This is a genomic window from Bacillus sp. J14TS2, assembly GCF_018333015.1.
Classification (GTDB): Bacteria; Bacillota; Bacilli; order Bacillales; family Bacillaceae_C; genus Lederbergia.
On sequence record NZ_BORE01000026.1, the window covers coordinates 1 to 26,375 of the forward strand.

The following is a 26,375-nucleotide window of genomic DNA, read 5'->3' on the forward strand; positions in this document are numbered from 1 at the left end:
CTCTTGTTTTCGGATCATTATAGCCACCCACTTTTACTTGATACTTGTATTGTAGCTAAAAAAAGATATGATTCCCATCATAAATTCGAGGAATCATATCTTTTTCGGACTTTTTCAGTGGCCTCCTCACGCTGCACGAGTCTTTTTACTACTTAAACTTTCTTGTTACCTTATATCTACTTATACATAATATTTTTTTAGGATAATCATATCATTTAAATTCAGAAACGCTTATAATATTGTTAGCGAAAACATTTAAGGGGAGGGTAGCCTATGCATCTTTTATCTTATAAAAAGCCAGGCCTAGCTTGGACTGAAGCACTGCCGCTTGGAAATGGAAGAATGGGTGCCATGCACTTTGGAGGGATTGAGGTCGATTGTTTTCAATTAAATGAAGATACTCTATGGTCAGGACCCCCAGTGAGAAAACAATATCAAGATCAATCATCGCTGCGAAAAGTAAGGGGTTACATTGAGGAGGAAAAATACGAAGCAGCGACAGATGAAACGAAAAATATGTTTGGTCCATACACGCAAGCCTATATGCCGTTGGGAGATCTCAACATTCAGTATTTTCATGGGGGAATTGCCCATTCTTACAAGCGTTCTTTAGATATTCAACATGCACTTTCAACCGTTACTTATTCAATAGGAGACATCCAATACATACGGGAGGCTTTTATTTCCCATCCACATCAAGTCCTTGCAATTCGTTTAGCTGCATCTAAGGAAAAAAGTTTGGATGTTCAAGTAGATTTTGCTAGTTTGCTAAAGACGCGTTTACAAAATGAACAAGGAAAAATCGCGATCCAAGGTGTCTGTCCCGAATATTGTGCACCCAATTATTTTCATTGGGATGATGAACCGATTGTTTACGGTGATTTCGAAAAAACGAAGGCGGTTCATTTTGAAGGAAGATTAGGTATTGTCACTCAAGATGGACAAGTGGAGAGTGCGAATGGACAAGTGCTGATCCAGAATGCATCAGAGGTAATTCTCTATCTGGCTGTTGCTACATCTTTTAAAGGGTTTGATCAATTACCTGGGAAAGATTTTGCGACATTAACAGAAAAAAATGAAGCGGTTCTCCTAGAAGCAATGAAGATGTCATATGAGCAACTAAAGAAAGAGCATATTCGAGATTATCAGCAATTATACAATCGAGTGGAATTGATGTTAGGGGATCAGAAATCAGACGATACAGTAGATACAGATCAAAGAATCGTCACACATGGACCGAATGATTTAGAAATGGCCACACTCTTGTTTCACTATGGCCGCTATTTAATGATTTCTTCCTCGCGGCAGGGAACACAACCCGCAAATTTACAAGGAATCTGGAATCATCATTTGCGAGCCCCTTGGTCATCCAATTACACGCTGAATATTAATACAGAGATGAATTATTGGCCGGCAGAAGTTACGAATCTGGCAGAATGCCATTTACCCCTTTTAAATATGGTGAAGGAATTGTCGGTAACGGGACAGACAATGGTTCAAGAACGATATGGAATGAAGGGGTGGACGGCTCATCATAACACTGATTTATGGAGACATGCTGATCCTGTTGGCGGAGAAGAGCGTCATGGCGATCCGATTTGGGCGTTTTGGCCAATGTCAGGTCCATGGCTATCCCGCCATTTATGGGAGCATTATCAGTATTCAGAAGATAAAAAGTATCTTGCTGAAGTTCTACCTGTTATAAAAAGTTCTGTTCAATTTTGCTTGGATTGGTTGATAGAAGATGAAGAGGGCTATTTGATCACATCGCCATCTACTTCTCCAGAGCATCCCTTTTATGCGGAAAATGGCAAGATGGGAACTGTTACAAAGGCAGCGACCATGGACCTGCAAATTATCTGGGATTTATTTACCAATTATGTTGAAGCTGCTTTGATTTTAAAAATAGAAGATCCATTCATTGAACAAGTTTGCCAAGCGAAGGAACGTCTTCATCCTCTCCAAGTTGGAAAGTATGGGCAGCTCCAGGAATGGTTGAGCGATTATGAAGATGTGGAACCTCATCATCGTCACGTTTCCCATTTGTATGGTGTGTTCCCGGGAAGGCAGATTACGGATGGTCCATTGCTGGATGCAGTTCGGCAATCTTTAAATAGAAGGGGAGACGCAGGAACAGGCTGGAGTTTGGGTTGGAAAATGTGTCTCTGGGCCCGATTAAAAGATGGTGAAAGAGTGCAAGCTTTGTTACAACAACTTTTCCGGATTGTTTCGGAAAATAATGAAGTATATGTGGGCGGAGGACTTTATCCTAATCTATTTGGCGCGCATCCACCATTTCAGATTGATGGCAATTTTAGCTATACAGCGGGTGTGGCAGAAATGCTTATCCAATCACATAAGGGGATTGTGGAAATACTCCCAGCACTGCCATCGACATGGATGAAAGGTTCTATCTTCGGATTGCGAATCCGTGGTGGGTTTGAAGTTTCTTTATCTTGGGATAAACTGAAAATGGTACAAATGGATGTCCTGGCAAAGAAAAAACAAACGTTTAAATTAGCATCAACGCAAGCAATTGCAGTGCGTGCAGAAGGAGAAATCATAGAAGAATTTCCATCTATAGATGGTGTTGTGTATATAGAAATGAAGGCTGGTTATAAATATCTATTATCCTATAAATAGGATAATAGATATTTACTTTGGATTAGAGCTCATAAAATGACGCTTGATTTAATGTCCATATAAAGGCAAAATGAAGAATAGAGGATTCTGTTATTCATGTGATCCAATCACTCAATTTATTTTTAGGGTAACTGGTAATCATGACAGTACCATATTTTGGATTTAGAGAATGAATACAAGTTTAGTGTATTCGCATTTTCTATAAAAAAAGATTGAGTGAGCATTTCAAGACCGTTGTGTTCACAGATTGGTGCAATAGAGAAGCTAGGGAATTATTGACCCAAGCGCGAGCGAGACAGAACCTTGAATTTTTCAATTATAAAAAGAGGTGTAAAAATGTCAAAACTAACCTATGATGAAAAGAATTTTTTACTAGATGGAAAGGAAATACGACTGTTAAGTGGAGCAATGCATTATTTTCGTACAGTTCCGGAATATTGGGAAGATCGCTTATTGAAATTAAAAGCTGCGGGTCTTAATACGGTTGAAACCTATGTTGCTTGGAATATTCATGAACCGGAAGAGGGGCAATTTAATTTTGAAGGAATCGCTGATATTGTTCGCTTTGTCGAAACTGCAGAGAAGGTTGGCTTACATGTGATTGTTAGACCTGGGCCTTATATTTGTGCAGAGTGGGAATTCGGCGGATTTCCATACTGGTTAATGACCGTTCCTGGTATTAAATTGCGTTGCTTTAACAAACCGTATCTCGAAAAAGTAGATCGTTATTTTGATGTTTTATTTGAAAAGTTGAATCCGCTATTATCTTCTAATGGTGGTCCGATTATTGCTTTACAAATTGAAAACGAATACGGAAGCTTTGGGAATGATAAGCAATATCTAGAATATATGCGAGACGGTTTGAGGCAAAGGGCTGGCGATATGTTCTTATTTACATCAGATGGTCCGACTCATAGTATGTTTTGTGGCGGTATGATTGATGAGGTATTTGAAACCGCCAACTTTGGATCACGAGGTTATGATGCTTTTCAGATTTTAAAAGAATATCAACCAAATGGGCCAGGAATGTGCATGGAATTTTGGCACGGATGGTTTGATCATTGGGGAGAGGAACATCATACAAGACCAGCTGAGAGTGTTGTAGAATCATTGGAAGAAATTCTCGATCAAAATGGCTCTGTCAATTTCTATATGGCGCATGGTGGAACAAATTTTGCATTCTATAACGGTGCTAATCATAATGAAGAAGTTTATCAGCCGACGATTACTAGCTATGATTATGATGCCCTTTTAACAGAATCTGGTGAAGTAACAGATAAGCTTTATCAGGTAAGGAAGTTATTTGAGAAATATGAGGATCTTCCAGAAATGTCATTACCAGAACCACTGCCGAAAAAAAATTATGGGACAGTGGAATTTACAGAAACTGCTGAACTACTGGGCTCACTAGAGCAAGTATCTAAACCGCAATTTAGCGCAGCTCCTCTCACGATGGAGGAATATGGACAAGGGTATGGATTTATTGTCTATGAAACAACGATTAAGGGAGCCTATGGCCAGCAAAGATTAACAGTTCAAGATGTTCATGACCGTGGGCAAGTATATTTGAATGGCGAATTTGTTGGGCTAGTGGATCGGATTAGTGGAAAATCAACATTAGAGGTAGAGATAACGGCAGAAGAGACAAAGCTGCAAATCATCGTAGAAAATATGGGCAGAATTAATTACGGTCCATTCCTTGTTGATTTTAAAGGAATTACAGAAGGAGTACGGTTAGGAAATCAATTTTTATTTGATTGGACAGTCTATCCGTTGCCATTAACTGATTTAAGTCAGCTATCCTTTTCAAATCAAGCAACGAAAGAGGAGCATCCTTATTTTCATCGTGGCACGCTGCATGTGGAAGAAGTGGCTGATACATTTATCGACGTTTCGGAATGGACAAAAGGTGTTGTATTTGTGAATGGCCATAATCTTGGACGCTATTGGGAAATTGGCCCGCAACAAACCTTATATGTGCCTGGCCCTTACCTTCGTGAAGGGGAGAATGAAATCATTCTGCTAGAATTGCATCATCATAAAAAAGAAATTACGTTAAAAGATACAGCAAATCTCGGTTAACGGGTTGAAGCAAGAGAAAGGAGTATTATACATAAAAAAGCAGGGATCGGCTTTTTATAGATTCTTGCTTTTTTCCTAACAAAGTAACCATTTAAAAGATTCCGCTAATCTCGCTGAAAATTTGCTCCTGCCTGGTTTCTCCGACATATAGTTCTGAGAGAGACCAGGTATATTTTTGTTACATCTAAGAAGAAGGTAGAGTGGAAAATATGTTGAAATTATTTAGAAACTTACAAGTCTATCAAAAAATGATGATGATTTTTGTGTTGATGTTATCCTTATTTTATTTGGTGAGTATCATCTTGACGAATTACGGAAAAAAGAATCTTGAAGAACAGTATTTGGATTCCGTTCAATCAAAAGCCAGTTTTTATGGAGATTTATTGAACAATCAAATTTATTATATTCGCACACGGCAGTTACAGCTTTTTTCCAATTCAGATGTAAAAAAATTAAGCTTTTTAGGAGATCAAGCATCTGGATATGAAGAAGTTGCCTTAATGAACGGAATAAAAGAAAACCTAAATAATTTAAATGATGCTAGTGATCTAATTGCTAATAATGGGATTGTGATGGAATCATACAGCCGTGTCCTTTCTTTCAATGATGGCTGGATGAGAGATGATGGCAGTACATGGAATCAATTGAAAAAAGAGATTGGTCAAAATAGTAATAATATTTTAACGGATTACAAGGGGAAATTTTACTTTATTGCTTTAGATAAAAGTGAAAGCATTTTGTCCTTTATCGAATTGTCTAAATCTCGATTATTAGCAGATTTGTCTCATATTATTGAAGACAAACAAGATGCCGGAATTTTTTTAGCTGACCATTCTGCGAATCACCTCTTAGTTAACCAGGAGAAGCATCAAGAACTGATCCAAGAAATTATCAAAACTGATAAAACTCATGTAAACAAGACAGATAAACAGGATGAGCAAAAAAATGAAACATTTATTGTGAAGAAGGGTCATGCTTCCTATCAAGTCACAAGCAATGAAATTAATGATTTAGGTATGACCCTATACACATATATAAATAGAAAAGAGTTGACGGAAGAGATGTCTCATTTAAGTGCTGGCTTTCTTCTATTAACCGTCGTTTTTTTAATTATCGCTATTTTATTTTCTTGGTCAATCAATCGAATGATTCACCAACCACTTAATAAATTGGTTTCTTTATTCAGAACATATCAGGAAAACAGTCAAAAGACCCCCTTAGATACAAAGCGAGAAGGGGAATTTTCTTATTTATATTCTAGTTTTAACGATATGGCGGAACGATTAGATCAATCGATTAAAGAGAACTATCAACAGAAATTAGCAGTACAAAAGTCGGAATTAAAACAATTACAATCACAAATTAATCCCCATTTTCTATATAACGGTTTCTACAGTATTTATCGTTTAAGTAAAATGGAGGATGTTAAACAAGTAGCTAATCTTTCACAAAAGCTAGCCAGTTATTATCAATTTATTACGAAAAATAGTCAGGATGAAGTGGAATTTGCTAAAGAATATAGGCATGCTTTAGATTATTGTGATATTCAAAAAATTAGATTTTCTAATCGGATTGACTTTCAAGCATCAGCATTAAATGATGACGTAAAATCGATTATGCTCCCACGATTAATTTTACAACCGATCATTGAAAATGTTTTCGAACACGCCTTTGAAAATAGTCACAAGGGGATATTACGGATAACGGTTACCTATGAACAATCAATTTTGGCAGTAACGATAGAAGATAACGGTGAATCATTAACAGATGAAAAACTACTCATTTTACAACAAAAATTACAACAGCCTGAACAAGTAGGTGAAACCACTGGAGTATACAATGTGAATACTCGCTTAAAATTAAAATATGGAAAAGAGAGTGGGTTGTTTGCTGGCAGAAGTAGTTTGGGAGGTTTAAAGATAGAAATGAGAATATGGACTAAGGGAGGATAATCATACATGTATAGACTGCTTATTGTAGATGATGAACCGATTATTGTCGATGGATTGCTTCAATTATTTTCGGAAATTGATCTCGAGCTTGAACTCTATTCCGCCTATTCAGTAACAGAAGCACTGAACTGTGCTCTAAAAGTTAAGATAGATATTGTTATCGCAGATATGAGAATGCCTGAAAAAAGCGGCTTACAATTTGTAGATGAATTGCAATTACTTTGGCCAAAATGCCGAATTATCTTTTTGTCTGGATATGATCAATTTGAATATGTGTATGATGCCGTCAAACGGAATATCGATAGTTATGTATTGAAAACAGAAGATGATGAGGTCTTAATTGCGGCAGTTCAGAAGTCTATTGAGAACATGGAACAAGAAAGGAAGATACAGACCAAGCTTGAAACAAGTGAAAAGCAAATGAAAGAGATTCTCCCACTTCTCAAAAAAGACTTTTTAGACTCTCTTTTAAACACAAACAAGCTAGATTATGCAGTACATAGCTTTTCAATCGTTGAAAATTCATTGGAGATTCAATTAGATGAACAATGGTTCATTATAGCAGGACAAATCACAGATGATCTGTCCGCAGATTTTCAAAACTTACTCCTTCTCAATGAACAGATGAAAAGAGAACTTCATCCTGATGTAAAGCTGGAGTTTTTTATGTATAAACGCGACTTAGCCATTTGGTTTCTACAGCCTCAAAAAAAGCAGGGAATATTCTATGAAAATGACAAGGTAAAGTGGAAAGCATTAAAAGAGTATAGCAAACGATTTTTAGAGAGTACACAAGAAAATTATATGCCGAAAAAAAATATAAAAGCGAATTTTGTTATAGGGAAAAGACCGGTTGACCTCCAAATAATTACAGAGGATTTTCAGCAGATTTGTGATTATTGTCAATTTATTTCTTCTTTCTCTGAAGAGATGATCATTGTTGATCAAGGGAAAGTAGATCCATTCTCCTTTTTAGGGAACGAAATACATGAGCCTCAGCTATGGAAGAAGAAATTAATCGTTTTAGAAAGCGCAATATCAGAAGGGGAAGAGCAAAAGGCAATCAATATAATAGAGGGATTATTTGATCAGATGCTGCATAACAAATATTCCAATATAGATATTACAGATTTCCTTCTATCTATCTCTCAATTGATTCTGGAATTTTTGCGTAATAATGATTTATATCAACATATTATCGAACAAAATGAAGAGGATGTACAAAAAAAATTACAACAGCTTCCTGTTCTATTTGATTCGAAGGAAACAGTTCTCCACTTAGTGAAAGCGATCTGTCAATATCAAGCAATAGCAAGGGAAGCAGGGAAGAATAAAGTAATCTTGACCGTCAATCAATACATCCAAGAGCATATCGCTGGAGATCTTTCTCTTACAGCCATTGCTGATTTTATTCATTTTAATCCATCTTATTTATCACGTTTTTATAAAGAAGTAACAGGACGAAATTTGTCTGATGTGATTAATGGAGTAAGAATGAAAAAAGCCAAATATTATTTAAGTGAAACGCAAATGGCCATACATGAAATTGCGCAACAATTAGGGTTTAATTCCCCATCCTACTTCACCCTCTATTTCAAAAAAAATACCTTACAATCTCCACAAGAATACAGGGATAAAAACAAAGAGGTAAAGAGAGTATAACAAAGTAAAAATTTTATAATTGTAAACGTTTCACCTATAAATCTACAATAAATGTAAGGGATTACTTAAATAAGAAAATGGGGGTTAAACAGATGAAGAGGAAAAATGCGCTGTTATTTGTGGTTATGCTTTTAATCGTAAGTACCGTATTAATGGCATGTCAATCAAAAGAGACAGGAGAAACGAGCAAGTCGAATGAAGTTGCTGGGGATAAAGATCCACTTGGAAAATACGAGAATACTGTGACAGTCCGAGAGGTAGCTGGTTATGGAAATCCAGAAGACTCTAAAACAAAGAAGGGCGTTACTCCCCAAACAAACGCCTATGTTTCCAAATTAAAAGAAATGCTTAATATCGAATTAAAATACGATTGGGAAGTACCTAATGAGCAATTTGAACAGAAATTTTCATTAGCGATTGCTTCTGGTGATTTTCCTGATATTATGCAGATTGATATGAATCAGTTTGAAAAGTTTAAGCAGCAAGGCATCTTAGCAGATTTAACAGACGCTTATAATGATTACGCTTCAGATGAATTACGGTCTTTCATGGACTTTGATGGAGGAAAAACCCTCGATTTATTTACAGAAGATGGGAAAATCCTAGGAATTCCAAGCTATGAAGACCCCTATATGTCTGCTCAATTTCTATGGGTCCGTAAAGATTGGCTCGATAATTTGAACTTGGATGTACCTGAAAGTCTAGAGGATTTGGAAGAAGTTGCACAGGCTTTTGTTGATCAGGATCCAGATGGGAATGGAACAGATGATACGTATGGTATCGCTTTAAATAAAGAATTAATTTCATGGGGATATGATGCTAGAGGACTATTCTATACGATGGGTGCTTATCCAAAGGCTTGGGTTAAAGATGGAGACGGAAAGCTGATTCCAGGTGAAATACAGCCTGAGACAAAAGAGGCTTTGTCGTTAATGAATAATTGGTATTCATCAGGCATTATTGACAAAGAGTTTGCTTTTAAAGATATGGACAAAGTCATTGAAGACTTTGCTGCAGGAAAAGTGGGCATTTCTTTTGGTGAATGGTGGTACCCAAGTGTCGTATTTAATGTTTCCAAAGAAGAAGACCCGAATGCAGATTGGATTCCATTAGAACTTCCAACCTATAAAGGGGAAGAATCCAAAACTTTAGTTCCTGCTTCAAGATTAAATAATGTCGTTGTGGTAAACAAAGACTTTGAACATCCAGAAGCAGCTATCAAAATGATTAATTTTTACCAAGAGTTGGAAAAACCAGAATATGATGAGGAAGTAAAACCGGAAAATGGCTATGTGTATAACTGGTTCCAGCCGCGAATATACAAACCAGATGATTTTCAAACAGCCTTTGAAGAGGTGAATGAAGCTCTTGATCAAGAGGCAGACAAGGTAGACTCTACTAATTCCACGACCTTAAGTGTTTTTGATGCGAGCAAAAAATACCTTGATGGTGACGAGTCTATGTGGGGAATCTATTATAGTCGAGCCGCAAAAGATGGTGGCTGGGCAACTGTCGAGAAAATTAGAGAAAAAGGCAATGTAGTCTACGATGAATTCAGTGGTGGAACAACAAAAACGATGGTCTCAAAAGGGAGTTCATTAGGGAAGATGACAGATGAGACCTTTACAAAAATCATTATGGGCTCAGAATCAATTGATAAATTTGATCAGTATGTGAAAGATTGGAAAAAATTAGGTGGAGATACCATAACAGGCGAAGTGAACGAATGGTATGAAGAAAATCAATAATACAGGAAGGGGGCTTCCCCTTTCTGCATTATTGATTGCTACTTCAAAGAAATGAGGGATTAGGTTGAAACAGAGCTCTTCTTTTAAAAATAACTTTAAAAAAGAATTACCGATGCATATCATGCTCATTCCGGCTGTCGTTCTATGTTTGATCTATGCCTATGGCCCCATGTTCGGGATTATTATGGCATTTCAGGACTTCCAACCCTATTTGGGATTTTTTAAATCTCCATGGGTGGGCTGGGAAAATTTTGAATATATTTTTCATTTACCTGATTTTGGACAAATCTTTTATAATACGTTATTTATTGCAATCTCAAAGGTTATTTTAGGACTCTTAGTTCCATTAATTCTAGCATTATTGTTGAATGAAGTTAGAAAAGTATTATTCTCACGGATTATTCAAACAAGTGTCTTCCTGCCCTATTTCTTGTCATGGGCCGTTTTGGGAGGCGTTATCTTCGAAATCTTTTCCTTGAATGGACCTGTCAATGCTTTATTAGAGTTCTTCCACATCGACCCGATTATGTTTATGGGAAGCAATGGTTGGTTCCGCTCCATTATTATCGGCTCCGATGTGTGGAAGGGAATGGGCTATAATATGATCATCTTTTTGGCTGCCATCGTTGGAATCAATCAGAGCTTATATGAAGCGGCAGAAGTTGACGGCGCTACTAGATGGAAGCAAATGTGGCATATTACGCTCCCAGGCATATTACCCATCGTGATTTTACTAGCGACATTAAGTATTGGGAATATTTTAAATGCTGGATTTGATCAAATTTTAATTTTGTATAATCCAACGGTGTATGAAGGGGCAGATGTTATTGATACATTTGTGTATCGCTTAGGATTGTTTGATCAGCAATATGCACCTGCGGCAGCGGTTGGCTTGTTTAAGTCGGTGATTTCCCTAGGCTTAGTCGGATTTTCATATTATTTAGCCTATCGATTTACGAATTACCGCATTTTTTAAAATAGATTGGGGTGGTTGTATGTTTTATAAAGAATCATTGGGTCAAAGAACGTTTAATATTTTTAATATGATCTTCTTAACTTTGGTTACGTTATTAGGCATTTTGCCTTTTGTTCATTTACTAGCTGTTTCTTTAAGTTCTAATAGTGCGGCAGTTGCTGGTAAAGTGTTTTTTCTTCCTGTAGAATTCACTACAGTATCCTATCAATATTTAGCGGAAAACTCGGCGTTTTTCCTTGCACTATGGGTAACGGTAAAAAGGGTTGTAATTGGGACTATTATTAACATGCTATTAGTTGTGATGACAGCTTACCCACTTTCTAGAAGCAATAAAAATTTTCGAGCAAGAACTTTATATGTATGGTTCTTTGTTATCACCATGTTTTTCGGTGGTGGGTTAATTCCTACCTATATGGTTGTAAAGGAAACTGGCATTCTAGATAGTATTTGGGCTTTGATTTTACCTGGCGCCTTAAACGTTTTTTATATGGTGATGCTGCTAAATTTCTTTCGGAATATTCCTAAAGATCTTGAAGAGGCTGCGGTTGTAGATGGTGCCGGCCATTGGACGTTATTATTTAAAATATTTTTGCCTATTTCCTTACCTTCTTTGGCGACAATCTTATTGTTTACGATTGTAGGGCATTGGAATTCTTGGTTCGATGGTATTCTCTATATGAATCGGCCAGACAACTATCCGCTACAATCGTATCTTTCAACACTAATTACATCACTTAATGTTCAAGCCATTTCGGTAGAAGACTTGAGCAAGTTACAAGAAATGGGTTCAAAGACATTAAGGACAGCGCAAATATTTATGGGGATTCTCCCTGTTCTATTAGTGTATCCCTTCTTGCAAGGTTTTTTTATTAAAGGAATTACAATTGGTAGTGTAAAAGAATAGACTGAAGGAGACGAAACACAGCTAATTTTATTAGCCTTGTAACCAGAAGAGAGGTATGTGTAGATGACTCAGTTAACATTGAAACTGTTGAAAGATGAGTATTGGTGGGGAGGGGCAGTATCAGACGGTATTTCAATGCCCTATGGGAAAGAGAGGTTCAAACGAAATTTAAATCCTTTGGCTTCTCCTAATCAAGCGAATCCTGTTTTGATTTCAAACAAAGGAAGGTATGTATGGTCAGAGAAGCCATTTGATTTTGAATGGATCGATGATTGTTTGCATATTGATAATGCTGTTGGAGAAATCAAATGGGAAGAAGGACATCGTGATTTACGAGAAGCTTATAAAGCAGTGCAAGAAAAATTTTTCCCACCTACTGGTGAGTACCCTGATTTAGCTTTGTTTTCTACTCCACAGTATAATACATGGATTGAGCTCATGTATGATCAAGAAGAGCAGAAAATATTGCAATACGCTGAGCAAATTATGGCCAATGATATGCCTGCTGGGGTTTTTATGATTGATGATAATTGGCAAGAGGATTATGGTGTTTGGCGTTTTCATCCCGAACGCTTTCAAAATCCTAAAGCCATGGTTCAAAAACTTCACGATCTCGGTTTTAAGGTCATGCTATGGACGTGTCCATTCGTCAGTCCTGATAGTGCGACTTATCGGGAACTAAGAGCAAAAGATTTGCTTGTGAAAAACCATGATGGTTCACCGGCGATCCGCGAGTGGTGGAATGGCTATAGTGCGATTTTGGATCTGACGAATAAGCAAGCGTTTGCTTGGTATCAAAAACAATTAGACATTTTAATCGAAGAATACAAAATTGATGGCTTTAAATTTGATGCTGGTGACCCTATTTATTATCGGAATGATGATCAATGTGCTAGGTCCATTCATGCAAACGAGCAGGCGGAATGGTTTGCAAGGTTAGGACGAAAGTATTCATTAAATGAATTTCGTGCTTGCTGGAAAATGGCGGGAGAGCCGGTTGGACAAAGATTATGTGATAAATTACATAGCTGGGATCAAGCTGGGTTAGGATCCTTGATTCCAAATGGAATCGCCCAAGGTTTAATGGGATACGCATTTACTTGTCCTGATATGATTGGGGGAGGAGAATACCAAAATTTCCTGCGAAATGCGAAAAATTTGGATCAAGAATTAGTCGTACGTTATGCCCAATGTTCTGCCTTGTTTCCAATGATGCAATTCTCAGCCGCACCTTGGCGGTTTTTAACGGAAGAAAATAACCAATATTGTTATGAAGCTGCTCAATTGCATGTGAAGTTTGGCGAAGAAATTATAGCACTAGTAAAGCATGCCAGCAAAACAGGAGAACCGATCATAAGGCATATGGAGTATGTCTTTCCGAACCAAGGATTTGCCGAGGTTAAGGATCAATTTATGCTTGGGGAGAATGTACTTGTTGCTCCAGTAGTAGAAAAAGGTAAGCGTGAGAAGGTAATTCAATTTCCAGAAGGAACATGGCATGGGGATGATGAAAGCATCGTAGTAGGCCCATGTACAACGACTGTTCGTGCCCCGTTATCTAGATTGCCTTGGTATAGAAAAAAATAAAATATTGTTCTTTAGAAGTCTATTAAGAGCTCGATTAGTTAGGGAGAAATGAGAGGATGTAATATGAATAAAATCGAAATTGTAGACCGTGATCAGAATATGCCTCCGTTGCTCAAACTAAAGATCCCTCATTCTGGGTATACGCGACGGAGATTTAGAGTGAGGACTGGGATTAGCGAGGGCAGAATGCACAATTTACATGATGTAACTTGGTCGATTAGCCCCTCGGTATCTGGTCTATCTATTGATCAAGAAGGATTGCTTGTTATTCAGCCAAAAGCAAATCCAGCAACAATCGAAGTGATGGCCAGTTCTATAGATGATCCCGAGTTCGTAGCGAAGCAAATGGTGGAAATCGAAAAAACCGCTGGGAAAGATATACCGCCAAATCCACTGGAAAAACCAGGTTGGCAGCTTTATCGTCATGATGAATTTGATAAGGAATATTTAGATCGTTCAATATGGGCAGACCAATATTTAAGAAATTGGTCTGATGATATAAAATCGAAAACAAATTATAAGTTGGAGGATGGGGCAATTGTCGTAAGGGCTGATATTGATTCTGCACCATGGAGCCCGTATGATAGAGCAGAAAATTCAAGTATTACTTCATTTGAGAAGACATATCTTCATAGATTTGGTCATAATAAGTATGAAGATAGTAGAATCATACCGGAGTTTGATGGCTTTGCCACCAAATATGGCTATTTTGAAATCCGCGCAAAATTGCCAAACACAGGGGATGGAAGTCATGTAGCGTGGTGGATGATTGGAGTACAAGATGATCAAAATCTATACGCAGAAATAACGGATCCAACCATCGCAGATAAACGAACATCGAATGAAACGGGTGAAGTCGATATTATCGAAATCGGATTGGATCAATTATCATCTTGGCGTCCAGTCATGCATCCGAACAACAGTACAAGCCTTGAGTATTTACATGTGTCGGAAACCTGGCTTGATTTTGACCCAGGGAACGAGTTTCATATTTACGGTTTTGAATGGGATGAAAACGGTACAAAGTATTATGTGGATAATCAACTTGTACAAACAACGGACCGAACATTCGATTACCGGATGATGACTTTTTTAGGCTTATACCCTCAAGGTGGAATGGGCAAAGCGAACCGGATTTTTCCAAAAGAGTTTATTATTGATTATTTTCGAGTGTATAAGAAAGATGAGCCTTTGAGAGCAAATGATATTCGCTTTGAGAAAGAGGGACTACGATACTGTATTAAACGACCAGAAGGACAGGAATTTGTTTCATTTAAATTGCAAGCAACTGTTCTCGATCAATTTGATGAACCTTATGCGGATAATTCTCTTGTATGGCAATTTTCCGAAACGATCTCGGGAGATTGTGCAAAGAATATTAGCGGGGCAAGGATGGATACTAAAACCGGAGAGATTGTCCTCACGCAAAATATTTCTGAGAACGCTGATTTATTTGTAACAGCCAAAGTAAAATCGAATCCAAAGGTGAAAAAGACATTTCACATCAAGGTGTCAACTGAAGCTTCACAGCCATTGCAAATACAAATCGTTCCCCAGCAAAAAGTAGTGGAGATAAACATTCCGGAGCACGAGAAAATTCAAAATCAAACATTCCACGCTCACTTATTGGATCAGTATGGGGACAAAGTAGGGGGCGAACCGATTGAATGGGCCATTGCGGAAGGAACCACACTGAAAGATATTACAAGGATTAGCGGAATCACCATTTCTAAGAATGGCGTATTACAAGTAACAGAAGACGCACAAAGGGGAAGTTACTTTTTTGTAATCGCGCTCACCTGTATACAAGCCAAGGAACCTGATAGACATTCTCTCGACAGTACAATTTATACTCATCAATTGGTAAAATTAGTATAATCGTAGAGAAAGTAGTAAGAGGAGGGAATGAAAAAATGGCGAATAAGATTGAGAGAGTCGTGATTATTGGCTTAGACGGTGCTGGAAACTTTATTAAAGAGACAGAAACACCGAATATTGATGGTTTGTTAGAAAAAGGAGTGCTTACCTATTCTGCTCAAGCAAATTCACCAACAATTAGTGCAGAATGTTGGGGTTCTTTATTACATGGTGTGTCACCAGATGTACATGGATTGAATAATGATATTGTTGCCACGAAAACATACCCAGAAGATTCCGATTATCCGTCTATTTTTAAAATCATCAAACAAGCAGACCCTGCTAGTAAATTAGCAGCCTTTAGCGCGTGGGAGCCGATCAATCATGGCATTATTGAACAATCCTCTCAAGATCATTCCGTCTCTCAACCTGACGCAGAATTGGCGGATTCTATAGCAACATATATTTTGGAAAACAAAGATGGAAACTTAATTTATGTTCAGTTAGACGGCCCAGATGCAGCGGGACATCAATATGGATATGGGACAAAGTCATATCTTAAAAGTATTACAGAAGCAGATAAACATGTAGGAACGATCCTTAATGCTTTACAAAAAGCCAATTTAGTAGATAGTAGTTTGGTGATTGTAACGGCCGATCACGGAGGTGGAGGAGATGATCCTTATTCACATGGAAGTGATCATCCCCAAGACAAAACGGTTTTCTGGGGCTGCCATGGCCCAGGAATCAATACAGAAATAGAATTAAAAACAGGTTTTCCAATTATGAATACGGCTGCCATTGTCCTCTATGCACTAGGAATAGAGCCACCTAAGTCATTTGAAGCTGAGGTACCAGAGGGACTGTTTTTAAAAGATAAGAAAGTGTAAAGTTTTTCTTAAGATATGCCTGATTGGGTTATTTACCCGATCAGGTTATTTTAGTCTATACTATACTTGCTTCCTAAAGGTAGCCATTGTGTCAGAATGTAACCATCTCGCGCCTATTTAAATACAATGATAGCTGTATCGTTATAAAAATGATTTGCTGTCATTAAAAATATTCATTCTGTTGGAATGTATTGCTTCATAAGGTAAAATAGAGTAAGAGCTTTTAAGAAGATGTTCAAAAAGTCCGGAAAAAAATGACACTGCTAGATAGATGATTTTCGACTAAGTACCGACATGTCCTAGGCCTGACGTCGAAGTCACCACATACGCACAAGTCCGCTCCTTGGAAAAGAAAACATCTTTTCCTTCGTGCGATGTAGATTTGTAGAAACCTTCCTTGTGCTCGAGACTTCGACGTAGAGGATGTACTAGTGTCGGATGTTTGCGATTAACGTCAGCGCTTTTATCCGACTTGGTCATTTTTAACCTCCTTTTTGAACACGCACTCTAAGAAAGGGATGAAAAGCATGAAGGTGACACTTTTTGTCACATGTCTTGTGGATATGTTTAACAGCAATGTAGGAAAAGCGACGGTTGAACTACTTGAGCATTTAGGTTGTGAAGTGGAGTTTCCGGAGTCGCAGGTTTGCTGTGGACAGCCAGCATATAATAGCGGGTATGTGAAGGAATCGAAAGAAGCGATGAAAAAAATGATTGCTGCCTTTTCAGATGCTGAATATGTTGTTTGTCCTTCTGGATCCTGTGCGTATATGTTTCATGAATACCAAAATCTTTTTAAAGATGATCCAAAGTGGGGGCCAAAAGCAAAGGAATTGGCAGGTAAAACCTATGAATTAACACAATTTATCGTCGATGTTTTAAAAATAGAGGATGTAGGAGCAACATTTGATGGGAAAGTGACCCTCCATACATCATGTCATATGACGAGATTGCTTGGGGTCAGGGAGGCTCCTATGAAACTACTAAATCATGTGAAAGGCCTTCAGTTTACAGAACTACCAGGAAAACATAATTGCTGCGGATTTGGCGGAACTTTTTCTGTCAAGATGACAACGATTTCAGAGCAAATGGTCGATGAGAAGGTACAGCATGTCGAGGAAACGGAAGCTGATGTGTTGATTGGGGCTGATTGCGGCTGCTTAATGAATATCGGTGGTCGGATTGATAGAAAAGAGAAACCGATAAAGGTTCTGCATATTGCCGAAATTTTAAACAGCAGGCAAGGAGCGTGAGAATCGATGCCAATGAAAATAGGAACAGAGGACTTTACCCAACGCATTGATAAGGGTATTCATGATTCATTCATGAGAAATGCTGTATCTGGAGCCCAAGAAAGATTGCGCACAAGAAGATTGGATGCGGCGGAAGAATTGGGGAACTGGGAAGACTGGCGGTCACATGGAGAAGAGATACGCCAGCATGTCTTAGAGAACCTCGATTATTATTTATATCAATTAAGCGAAAAGGTTTCCGAAAGGGGTGGTCATGTTTATTTTGCACAAACCCCAGAGGAAGCAAATCAATATATAAAAGAAGTAGCACAAAAGAAAAACGCTCGAAAAATCGTTAAGTCAAAATCAATGGTAACAGAAGAAATTAATATGAATGCTTGCCTTGAAGAGGCGGGTTGTGAAGTAATTGAAACTGATCTTGGAGAATATATCCTACAAGTGGATGATCATGATCCGCCATCCCATATTGTGGCACCAGCGTTACATAAAAACAAGGAGCAAATTCGCGATGTATTCACAGAAAAGCTCCATTACCAAAATACTGAAAAACCAGAGGAATTGGCCACGCATGCACGTGAAATGCTGCGACATGAATATATGACGGCTGATATTGGCATCACTGGCTGCAACTTCGCGGTGGCGGAGACCGGGTCCATCTGTCTTGTGACGAATGAAGGGAATGCCGATCTTGTAGCAGCGTTACCGAAAACACAAATTACAGTCATGGGTATGGAAAGATTGGTTCCTTCTTTTGAAGAATTGGAAGTATTGGTGAGCTTATTAACCAGAAGTGCTGTTGGCCAAAAATTAACAAGCTATATTACAACATTAACAGGTACGAAGGATGAGGGAGATGTTGATGGGCCAGATGAATTTCATCTCGTTATCGTTGATAATGGTCGTTCCGATATTTTAGGAGGAGAATTCCAGTCGATTCTTCAATGTATACGTTGTGCTGCCTGTGTCAATGTTTGTCCTGTCTATCGTCATGTTGGTGGGCATTCCTATGGATCTATCTATTCAGGTCCCGTTGGAGCAGTATTGTCACCTTTACTAGGTGGATATGATGACTACAAGGAACTTCCGTATGCCTCTACTTTATGTGGAGCTTGTACAGAAGCTTGCCCAGTCAAAATCCCGCTCCATGACTTATTGCACAAACATCGGCAGGTGATTGTAGAAAATGAAGGTAGAGCTCCAGTCTCTGAAAAATTATTGATGAAGGCTTTTGGTCTAGGTGCGGCTTCTCCAACTTTATACAAAATGGGATCGAAAATGGCTCCAACAGCTCTAAATCCTCTTACCAAAGATGGGAAAATCTCAAAAGGTGTTGGACCTTTAAAAGCTTGGACAGAAATCCGTGATTTTCCTGCTCCAGGTAAACATCGATTTAGAGATTGGTTTAAAGAGCATAAAAAGGGAGGAGATCGATCATGAGTGGAACCATTCAAAATCGGGATCACTTTCTGCAAAAGATTGCGAAGCAGCTTGGACATGAGGCAGTGCTTGATAAACCAGAAGTGCCAAAATGGAAGTATCAACCTCAAGCGGCTGTGCTCCAAGGAAAAAGCGCAGATGAGTTAGTCGAAGTTTTAAAAGACCAATGTCTCCATATCCATACAGATTTTATCAAAACCACACAGGCGGATTTGGAAGAAACCTTAAAACGGCTTGTAGAGGAGTATGGGGGTGGGCCGATCATTACTTGGAAAGACTCTCGTTTTGCAGCATACGGCTTATCCTCATTACTAAAAGAAAAATGGCCCCAAAAAAAGATTGAGGTTCATGAATGGGATTACCTAAAAGGAAGAGCGAATATCGATATTGCGGAGGCTTGCAATATTGGAATTACAATTAGTGATATAACGCTTGCTGAATCGGGCACAGTTGTGCAGTTTAGTCATAAAGATCGTGGCAGATCAGTTAGCTTTTTGCCGCTAAAATCAATTATGATTGTTCCAAAAAGCTCAATAGTTCCGCGGATGACACAGGCGGCACAAATGATAAGAGAAAAAACGAAAAATGGAGAAAATCTAGCCTCCTGTATAAATTTTATAACAGGTCCAAGTAATTCTGCTGATATTGAAATGGATTTAGTAGTGGGTGTTCACGGTCCTGTAAAAGCCGCTTATATCGTTGTTGATGATATATGATGGTGAAGTAAAAGCTAGATAGAGGTGTTAGCGCCTGTTAGACTTCTTTGTGTTTTGTAGTTTTGAAGCAGGGGTTTTACGGACGCTTGCACCAGATAAAAATAAGATCGTAAATATTGAATAAAACATTGAAACCGCCTATCGTGTATGCTATTCTAGACTTAATAAAGTTGTTGGAGAAAGGGAAAGAGTGGGGATAACATTGGTAAGAACAGGCGATGCCAAGTTAATACGAGAATTAAATACATCAATTATTCTGGATATCATTCGGAAACAAGGTCCCATCTCCCGTGCAGAAATCTCCAAAGTCGTTAAGATTAGTCCAACGACGGTGGCTTCTTGTATTAATGCTTTAATGAAAGATTCGCTTGTCATGGAAAGTGGAACAGGGGTTTCGAGTGGTGGGAGAAAACCCATTCTTGTCCAATTAAATCCAAATGACCGCTTTCTTATTGGCGTGGCAGTGAATGCATCAAAAATTACGATTGCAGCATTCAATTTATATGCTAATGTTCAAAAAAAGATCAGCCATTCATTACTAAACGAGACCTATTCAGATATTAGTGACTTTATGATTAACCTTCTTCAAGAATTTTTAGAAGACTTTGATCAAAAAGAGGATTGTTTAGGGATATCGATTACCTTTCAAGGAATTGTAGATGCTGATAAAGGGGTTGTTGTGTATAATCCTAAATTAAACATGTTAAACGTTTCATTGAAAGACAAAATTGAAGATGCTTTACATATCCCGACCTACATAGATAACGATACAAATGGAAGCCTTTTAGCAGAAAAAGGGTATGGTCATTATCAACAGGCTAAAAATCTAATTTATGTGACGATTGGTGATGGGGTTGGGGCAAGTATTCTGGTCAATGATGCGATTTATCGAGGACATCTTGGTGGTGCTGGAGAATTTGGGCATACAACAATCAATTTTAATGGGCCGGTCTGTGAATGTGGAAATATTGGCTGCTTGGAAAACTATGTAAGTTGGCAAACGATTCACTCTCGAATTGAAGAGGAGCTTGGGCATGGAAGAAAATCGATCATGTCGGAGTGGCTAACAGAGAATGAGCAACTCACGATCGAAAAATTTCAACAAGCTGTTTTACAAGAAGATCCATTGGCACTATCGATATTGGATGATGTGGCTTTCTACCTTGGAATAGGACTTGTAAGCATCATCAACTTATTTAATCCGGAAAAAATCATCGTAGGTGGGGAACTGGCTAACGATAGCCCTTATTTTATTCAAAGATTAAATGAATTCGTTTTAAGCCATTCGTTGGAAACGCATACGAAGGAATTTGCAATCTTGCCAAGTTCTTTTGGCGATGATTCAGAGGTGATTGGAGCAGTATCCATTTTATTGGATGATTTATTCCATTCTACTATTCGTTAGATATTCTGTTCTAAAGAAAATAATGGCAATGCCAATATGGATGGATAAAGAATGCTCCCAATTCATGTGAGATAAAAAGGGATTTAAGTAATGCTATTTTCATATAAAGCAGGTAAAGAAAGAGAAATGATCAAAAAGAACCATGGTGAGGTGGTATGATTGATGAAAATTGCGGTAGTTGGTATAGGGAAGCTGGGACAAAGGCATTTAGACAAATGGAAAGAAATAGCAGATGTTGAAGTGGTTGGAATTGTTGCTAGAAATCAAGAGAAACTCCAAGTAATTGCTGAAAAATATGATGCGAAGCCATTTACTAGTCTGGAAGAGTTGCTGAATCAAGCAAATGTAGATGTTGTTGATGTGTGTACACCGACCGCTACACACGGTGAATTTGTTAAACAGGCGGCACAGGCAAAGAAACATGTAATCTGTGAAAAGCCATTGGCGTTAACGAGCAAAGAAGCGAATGCTATGATTCAAGCATGTGAAGAAAATCAAGTTCACTTACTAGTAGGTCACACACTTCGTTTCTTCCCGGAATATGCGAATGCTAGAGAGCAAGTAAAAAATGGAAAAATTGGACAACCGGGTGTTATTCGCCTGACAAGAGGCGTACCTTTTCCTTCAGGAAGAGAATGGTATGCAGATGAGGAACAAAGTGGGGGCTTATTCTTAGATTTAGGTTCACACGAATTTGATTGGTTGCAGTGGACATTTGGTGATGTCACAAGAGTGATGGCCAAACATATAAAACGTGAACAACTGGAGTATGGGTTTGTTACAGTGAGGATGACAGATGGAACGATTGCCTATGTAGAGCTATCATGGGCAGAAACTCAATTCCAGGCAACCTATGAATTAGCAGGTGATAAAGGGATGCTTACATACGATCACAATGCAACCGTTCCAGTTTCCTTAGATCTGCGCGCATCAGAACCTTCTGTACAATTGCCTAAAAGCTTGATGCATAAGGATCCTTATCAACGTCAATTTGAGCATTTTAAGGATTGTATTACTGGGAAAGCTGAACCAATCGTGACGGCGGTAGATGCAGCGAAAGCCATTGAACTAGCGGAAGCTGCTGTTCAATCTAGTGCAACAGGTCAACCTGTTACTTTAGTGGAAGGGGGACGTTAACATGAAAATTGGGATTATAAGTTTCGCTCATATGCATGCCGGAAGCTACGCCAATTATATTATTAAGCATCCTGAGGCAGAATTGGCTTGTATTTGGGATAAGGACGAAGCGCGCGGAAAAAAAATGAGCGAAAAATTCGATTGTAATTATTACTCTAACTTGGATGACTTTTTAGGAACAGATATTGATGCAGTTGTCATTTGTTCAGAGAATGCCAATCATAAAGAACACGTGATCAAAGCGGCAAACGCGAAAAAGCATATTCTTTGTGAAAAACCAATTGCCACCGAGGTGGAAGATGCAAAAGCAATGATTGCAGCTTGTGAAGAAGCCGACGTCATTTTTGAAATTGCGTATCCAGTCCGTTTTGCACCAGGCTTTAAGCAGGCAAAAGAAGTCATTCAACAGGGGGCCATTGGAGAGGTAGTTGCCATTACAGGCATGAACCATGGAAAAATGCCTGGTGGATGGTTTATTGAAAAAGAACTGTCAGGGGGTGGGGCTGCAACCGACCATATCGTTCATATTATGGATATCATTCGCTGGATGATGGGAGAAGAAGTAAAAAGTATTTATGCGGAAATGGACACTCGCTTCCATGATATTGATGTAGAAGATTGTGGACTCGTCAGTATAGAGCTGGAGTCAGGAGTCATCGTGTCCATTGACCATAGTTGGTCAAGGCCACAAACATTCCCAACATGGGGAGATGCGATTATTAAATTTGTAGGAACAAAAGGTAATCTTGAAGTCGACGCCTTTAAGCAGTTTGCTCTGTATTATAATGACGAAGCGAGCGCTATTACTCAACTCCCATATGCAGAAGATATGGATGATGGATTGGTCAATGACTTTATCGCAAGTGTGAAAGAAGGAAGAGCACCGTTCATTACTGGGGTAGATGGATTGCGTACATTAGAAGTAGTCAAAGCGGCTTATCAATCAAAGGAAAAAGGCGAAACAGTTTTAGTTAAAAGATAATAGTCTAAGCATAAGATAAAGCGGCATATATTTAATAGAATCGATCCTTCTATTTGCTGGATCTGATCAAGAAGAGGTGTTTTCAATGAAAATTGGATTAAGTTCATACAGCTTATTTCAAGCAATGAATGCTGGAGAAATGACCATTCTAGAAGCCATTCAATGGGTTGCAGATCAAGGTGGCGAGCATATTGAAATTGTTCCCATGGGGGATTTAGACTTACTAAGCAAGCCTGAACTCATTGAACAAATCAAAGACAAAGCAAATGACGTAGGAATTGAAATATCACATTATCTGATCGGGGCGAATTTCATCACGGAAAGTCGTGAAGAGTTTGAAGCAGAAGTCGCTAGAGTGAAGCAGCATGTGGATATTGCTAATCAATTAGGCGTGAAGCTAATGCGTCATGATGTTGCTTGGCGTTCTGGAGAAGACGCGACAATTGCACAACTTGAAAAAGATTTACCAATCTTAGTGGAAGCATGTCAGGAAATTGCGGATTATGCGAAACCATTTGGAATTATTACGAGTATTGAAAATCATGGACTTTACGTGCAAGGAAGTGACCGTGTTCAACGTCTAATTACAGCAGTCAATCGTGATAATTTTAAAACAACGGTCGATGTTGGAAACTTTATGTGTGTAGATGAAAATTCTGTAGCAGCTGTGAAGAAGAATCTGCCATATGCTTCATTTGTTCACTTTAAAGATTTTTATTGGCGTCCGTCCTATCAGGCCCCTGGGGAAGGCTGGTTTCAAACCTCGAATGGCAATTATTTAAGAGGAGCCATTGTTGGACACGGCGATATTGATATGCGAGAAGTAGCTAAGGTTATTAAAGAATCTGGCTATGATGGTTATATTTCTGTTGAATTTGAAGGAATGGAAGATTGCAAAAAAGGTTCGAAAATCGGCATGGACAATGTTCGACGGTTTTTAGAAGAGGCATAGGAGGAGAAAAATAATGAGTAAAATGAAAATTGGTGTAATTGGTGCGGGGTCTATTTCTGAAGCCCATTTAAATGCATATGCTAACAATGATAAGGTAGAGTTGTTTGCAATTTGTGACTTGAATGAAGAAAGAGCAAAAGCAAAAGCAGAGAAATATGGAGCAAGTAAAACATATGTCGATTATCATGATCTGATGAATGATCAAGAGATTGAAGCAGTTAGCATTTGTACATGGAACAATTCCCATGCCGACATTGCAATCGCAGCACTTAATAGTGGGAAAAATGTGATGGTTGAAAAGCCAATGACCACAAGCATGGAAAAAGCTCAGGAAATGGCAGAAACAGTGAAGAAGACAGGGAAAAAGTTACAAGTTGGCTTTGTACGCCGTTATGCTGGTAACACACAAGTTTTGAAAAATTTTATTGACGAAGATGATCTTGGTGAAATTTACTATGCGAAAGCGACATGTATTCGTCGACTTGGAAATCCAGGTGGATGGTTCTCAGATGTCGAACGATCTGGCGGCGGGCCTCTAATTGATATTGGTGTCCACGTGATCGACGTTCTTTGGTACTTAATGGGTTGTCCAAAAGTAAAATCGATTTCTGGAAATACCTATAATAAATTAGGGAATAGAAAGAATATCAAAAATCTATCTTTCTATAAAGCAGCTGATTACGATCCAAACAAAAACACAGTAGAAGATATGGCCAATGCATTAATTCGCTTTGAAAATGGTGCTTCTTTGCTTGTTGATGTCAGCTTTACCTTACATGCAAAGCAAGATGAAATCTCCGTTAAATTATATGGTACAAAAGGTGGCGCGGAAGTAGAACCGAGCCTAGCTATTGTGACAGAGAAATATGATACAATGTTAAATCTTGAGCCACAAGTGGATAGCAAAACATTCAACTTTGGCCAAGCTTTCCAAGCGGAAATCGATCATTTTGTCGATGTTTGCTTAGGAGAAAAAGAAACGCTTAGCCCAGTGGAAGATGGAGTCGAAATGACAAAAATTCTTAGCGGTATTTACGAATCCGCCGAAAAGGGCAAAGAAATCTATTTTGATTAATAGCTAAGTATTGAAGCTACCAAACATAGATGTTACGAATGGGTATTTATTCATGCCAAGAATAAATACCCATTTCTTATAGATGATAGAAAAAGAAAATTTTTGGCTAGTGTTTGGATCCAGCTCCAGCGCCTAGCCCTGAGAGGCTCGCAGGATGCGAGTCCATCGGTGTTGCGCCAGGACGGCGCGAACTTAGCCGATGTTCCGCTTAATAACCTGAGCCAATAAAAGTCAAAACCGGACTTTTCTTGTCTCAGAACATTTGCTTGTCGGGGCTGACCAAGACGCTTGCGCTTTTCTAATAGGATTTTTACAGAATTATTTTGCTATAATGGACATACAGTGGGGAAAAGACATATAATAGACTTATGTATACATATATTTGAATAGAATATAAGGGGGGGATATGCTGTGTCAGTGATGCGCGTCATTACCGGATTATGGCGAAACACTACGGAAACTAGTGACAGGGCAAAAGATCCTAAGTTGAAAACACGTTATTATAAGATTGGAAAACGTAAACTATCTGAAACGATTACATCCGTTGTCAACAATAAAATGACGGGTTGGAACGTGACCCATTTTGATTACGATCGTGGTGAAATGCTTATCGAAAAAAGAGGGTTACGTCGTAATCAAATCGTTATCACAATTGTACAAGTAGAACCGTTACGTTGTAGTGTGGATATTGTATCAGCCTACGATGGATTGGGAGATCTAGGAGCCACTTATTTTTTAGTGCAAAAGTTCTTTGAGGTCCTAAACAAGGAAATTCCACCTATCGAAAAAAATTAATAAGCTAGCATGGCCAGTTTCCAATAAGGGGACTGGCTCTCGCTTTATCCACTATAGTATATTTTTAATAGGGAGCGCGGTTTATGTATATGACAATAGCTGAAACAGCTGATTATTTACAAATTAGCCCAGATATAATTGAGAAATTAATTCTCAATCAAAAAATACGGGCATTACATGATGGAGAACAATATTTAATTTATAAAAATCAATTTGATAGCCATTTAGAGCAAATGGAAAAGTATAAGGATATGCTGGCAGAATGGTTAGCAGAACCGATTCCAGAAGACTGGGATGCGAAAGACGAAGATTAAATTTTAAA

At 38.4% G+C, this 26,375-nt stretch carries 20 protein-coding genes; all 20 read left to right on the top strand.

The window, feature by feature from the left end; genetic code table 11:
- The first annotated feature begins 273 nt into the window (after positions 1-273).
- The 20 genes from KI375_RS25295 to KI375_RS25390 all read left to right on the top strand — a co-directional run bounded on the left by KI375_RS25295 (position 274) and on the right by KI375_RS25390 (position 26,367).
- The gene (locus KI375_RS25295; protein WP_212976151.1) at positions 274-2,643 is read left to right on the top strand and encodes a glycoside hydrolase family 95 protein; all 2,370 of its coding nucleotides are present in this window, start codon (positions 274-276) and stop codon (positions 2,641-2,643) included.
- Positions 2,644-2,979: 336 nt separating this feature from the next.
- Positions 2,980-4,725: a glycoside hydrolase family 35 protein gene (locus KI375_RS25300; RefSeq protein ID WP_212976152.1), complete on the top strand. Its 1,746-nt coding sequence runs from the start codon at positions 2,980-2,982 to the stop codon at positions 4,723-4,725.
- A gap of 209 nt (positions 4,726-4,934) precedes the next feature.
- Positions 4,935-6,677 carry a sensor histidine kinase gene (locus KI375_RS25305; protein ID WP_244853074.1) on the top strand — a complete coding sequence of 581 codons (1,743 nt, stop codon included), beginning with the start codon at positions 4,935-4,937 and terminating at the stop codon, positions 6,675-6,677.
- 6 nt (positions 6,678-6,683) lie between these two features.
- Positions 6,684-8,339, top strand: coding sequence for a response regulator transcription factor (locus tag KI375_RS25310; RefSeq protein WP_212976154.1), 1,656 nt, complete (start codon positions 6,684-6,686; stop codon positions 8,337-8,339).
- A gap of 92 nt (positions 8,340-8,431) precedes the next feature.
- Positions 8,432-10,087: an extracellular solute-binding protein gene (locus KI375_RS25315; RefSeq protein WP_212976155.1), complete on the top strand. Its 1,656-nt coding sequence runs from the start codon at positions 8,432-8,434 to the stop codon at positions 10,085-10,087.
- A 112-nt stretch (positions 10,088-10,199) separates the two neighbouring features.
- A complete protein-coding gene (locus tag KI375_RS25320) occupies positions 10,200-11,063 on the top strand; it encodes an ABC transporter permease (protein WP_212976183.1) in 864 nt (287 codons plus the stop codon).
- Positions 11,064-11,082: 19 nt separating this feature from the next.
- Positions 11,083-11,967 carry a carbohydrate ABC transporter permease gene (locus tag KI375_RS25325; RefSeq protein ID WP_212976156.1) on the top strand — a complete coding sequence of 295 codons (885 nt, stop codon included), beginning with the start codon at positions 11,083-11,085 and terminating at the stop codon, positions 11,965-11,967.
- Between the two features lie 63 nt (positions 11,968-12,030).
- On the top strand, positions 12,031-13,554 hold the full coding sequence (locus tag KI375_RS25330; RefSeq protein ID WP_212976157.1) for a glycoside hydrolase family 31 protein: 1,524 nt from the start codon (positions 12,031-12,033) through the stop codon (positions 13,552-13,554).
- A 63-nt stretch (positions 13,555-13,617) separates the two neighbouring features.
- Entirely contained in the window at positions 13,618-15,432 is a 1,815-nt protein-coding gene (locus KI375_RS25335; protein WP_212976158.1) for a glycoside hydrolase family 16 protein, read from the top strand.
- Positions 15,433-15,467: 35 nt separating this feature from the next.
- Positions 15,468-16,301, top strand: a complete 834-nt coding sequence (locus tag KI375_RS25340; RefSeq protein ID WP_212976159.1) for an alkaline phosphatase family protein — start codon at positions 15,468-15,470, stop codon at positions 16,299-16,301.
- Positions 16,302-16,828: 527 nt separating this feature from the next.
- The gene (locus tag KI375_RS25345) at positions 16,829-17,554 is read left to right on the top strand and encodes a (Fe-S)-binding protein (RefSeq protein ID WP_212976160.1); all 726 of its coding nucleotides are present in this window, start codon (positions 16,829-16,831) and stop codon (positions 17,552-17,554) included.
- Between the two features lie 6 nt (positions 17,555-17,560).
- Entirely contained in the window at positions 17,561-18,991 is a 1,431-nt protein-coding gene (locus KI375_RS25350; RefSeq protein ID WP_212976161.1) for a LutB/LldF family L-lactate oxidation iron-sulfur protein, read from the top strand.
- Positions 18,988-19,707, top strand: coding sequence for a LutC/YkgG family protein (locus KI375_RS25355; protein WP_280528686.1), 720 nt, complete (start codon positions 18,988-18,990; stop codon positions 19,705-19,707). Before KI375_RS25350 ends, KI375_RS25355 begins: the two co-directional genes overlap by 4 nt.
- Before the next feature lie 190 nt (positions 19,708-19,897).
- Positions 19,898-21,112, top strand: coding sequence for an ROK family transcriptional regulator (locus tag KI375_RS25360; RefSeq protein WP_244853072.1), 1,215 nt, complete (start codon positions 19,898-19,900; stop codon positions 21,110-21,112).
- A gap of 162 nt (positions 21,113-21,274) precedes the next feature.
- Positions 21,275-22,249 (top strand): Gfo/Idh/MocA family protein, encoded by a 975-nt coding sequence (locus KI375_RS25365; protein ID WP_212976162.1) that lies wholly within the window; start codon positions 21,275-21,277, stop codon positions 22,247-22,249.
- A gap of 1 nt (position 22,250) precedes the next feature.
- A complete protein-coding gene (locus tag KI375_RS25370; protein WP_212976163.1) occupies positions 22,251-23,231 on the top strand; it encodes a Gfo/Idh/MocA family protein in 981 nt (326 codons plus the stop codon).
- Positions 23,232-23,316: 85 nt separating this feature from the next.
- The gene (locus KI375_RS25375) at positions 23,317-24,183 is read left to right on the top strand and encodes a sugar phosphate isomerase/epimerase family protein (protein WP_212976164.1); all 867 of its coding nucleotides are present in this window, start codon (positions 23,317-23,319) and stop codon (positions 24,181-24,183) included.
- A 13-nt stretch (positions 24,184-24,196) separates the two neighbouring features.
- Entirely contained in the window at positions 24,197-25,258 is a 1,062-nt protein-coding gene (locus KI375_RS25380) for a Gfo/Idh/MocA family protein (RefSeq protein WP_212976165.1), read from the top strand.
- Positions 25,259-25,669: 411 nt separating this feature from the next.
- Positions 25,670-26,053, top strand: coding sequence for a hypothetical protein (locus KI375_RS25385; protein WP_212976166.1), 384 nt, complete (start codon positions 25,670-25,672; stop codon positions 26,051-26,053).
- Between the two features lie 83 nt (positions 26,054-26,136).
- Positions 26,137-26,367: an excisionase family DNA-binding protein gene (locus KI375_RS25390; RefSeq protein WP_212976167.1), complete on the top strand. Its 231-nt coding sequence runs from the start codon at positions 26,137-26,139 to the stop codon at positions 26,365-26,367.
- Positions 26,368-26,375 lie beyond the last annotated feature (8 nt).

What these genes read in the sequence shown, in the direction of transcription:
- KI375_RS25320 (WP_212976183.1), top strand. Translation starts at nt 10,200, where the DNA reads ATGCATATCATGCTCATTCCGGCTGTCGTTCTATGTTTGATCTATGCC.
- KI375_RS25350 (WP_212976161.1), top strand. Translation starts at nt 17,561, where the DNA reads ATGCCAATGAAAATAGGAACAGAGGACTTTACCCAACGCATTGATAAG.
- KI375_RS25355 (WP_280528686.1), top strand. Translation starts at nt 18,988, where the DNA reads ATGAGTGGAACCATTCAAAATCGGGATCACTTTCTGCAAAAGATTGCG.
- KI375_RS25390 (WP_212976167.1), top strand. Translation starts at nt 26,137, where the DNA reads ATGTATATGACAATAGCTGAAACAGCTGATTATTTACAAATTAGCCCA.
- KI375_RS25300 (WP_212976152.1), top strand. Translation starts at nt 2,980, where the DNA reads ATGTCAAAACTAACCTATGATGAAAAGAATTTTTTACTAGATGGAAAG.
- KI375_RS25375 (WP_212976164.1), top strand. Translation starts at nt 23,317, where the DNA reads ATGAAAATTGGATTAAGTTCATACAGCTTATTTCAAGCAATGAATGCT.
- KI375_RS25305 (WP_244853074.1), top strand. Translation starts at nt 4,935, where the DNA reads ATGTTGAAATTATTTAGAAACTTACAAGTCTATCAAAAAATGATGATG.
- KI375_RS25365 (WP_212976162.1), top strand. Translation starts at nt 21,275, where the DNA reads ATGAAAATTGCGGTAGTTGGTATAGGGAAGCTGGGACAAAGGCATTTA.
- KI375_RS25340 (WP_212976159.1), top strand. Translation starts at nt 15,468, where the DNA reads ATGGCGAATAAGATTGAGAGAGTCGTGATTATTGGCTTAGACGGTGCT.
- KI375_RS25345 (WP_212976160.1), top strand. Translation starts at nt 16,829, where the DNA reads ATGAAGGTGACACTTTTTGTCACATGTCTTGTGGATATGTTTAACAGC.
- KI375_RS25315 (WP_212976155.1), top strand. Translation starts at nt 8,432, where the DNA reads ATGAAGAGGAAAAATGCGCTGTTATTTGTGGTTATGCTTTTAATCGTA.
- KI375_RS25325 (WP_212976156.1), top strand. Translation starts at nt 11,083, where the DNA reads ATGTTTTATAAAGAATCATTGGGTCAAAGAACGTTTAATATTTTTAAT.
- KI375_RS25380 (WP_212976165.1), top strand. Translation starts at nt 24,197, where the DNA reads ATGAGTAAAATGAAAATTGGTGTAATTGGTGCGGGGTCTATTTCTGAA.
- KI375_RS25310 (WP_212976154.1), top strand. Translation starts at nt 6,684, where the DNA reads ATGTATAGACTGCTTATTGTAGATGATGAACCGATTATTGTCGATGGA.
- KI375_RS25330 (WP_212976157.1), top strand. Translation starts at nt 12,031, where the DNA reads ATGACTCAGTTAACATTGAAACTGTTGAAAGATGAGTATTGGTGGGGA.
- KI375_RS25370 (WP_212976163.1), top strand. Translation starts at nt 22,251, where the DNA reads ATGAAAATTGGGATTATAAGTTTCGCTCATATGCATGCCGGAAGCTAC.
- KI375_RS25295 (WP_212976151.1), top strand. Translation starts at nt 274, where the DNA reads ATGCATCTTTTATCTTATAAAAAGCCAGGCCTAGCTTGGACTGAAGCA.
- KI375_RS25335 (WP_212976158.1), top strand. Translation starts at nt 13,618, where the DNA reads ATGAATAAAATCGAAATTGTAGACCGTGATCAGAATATGCCTCCGTTG.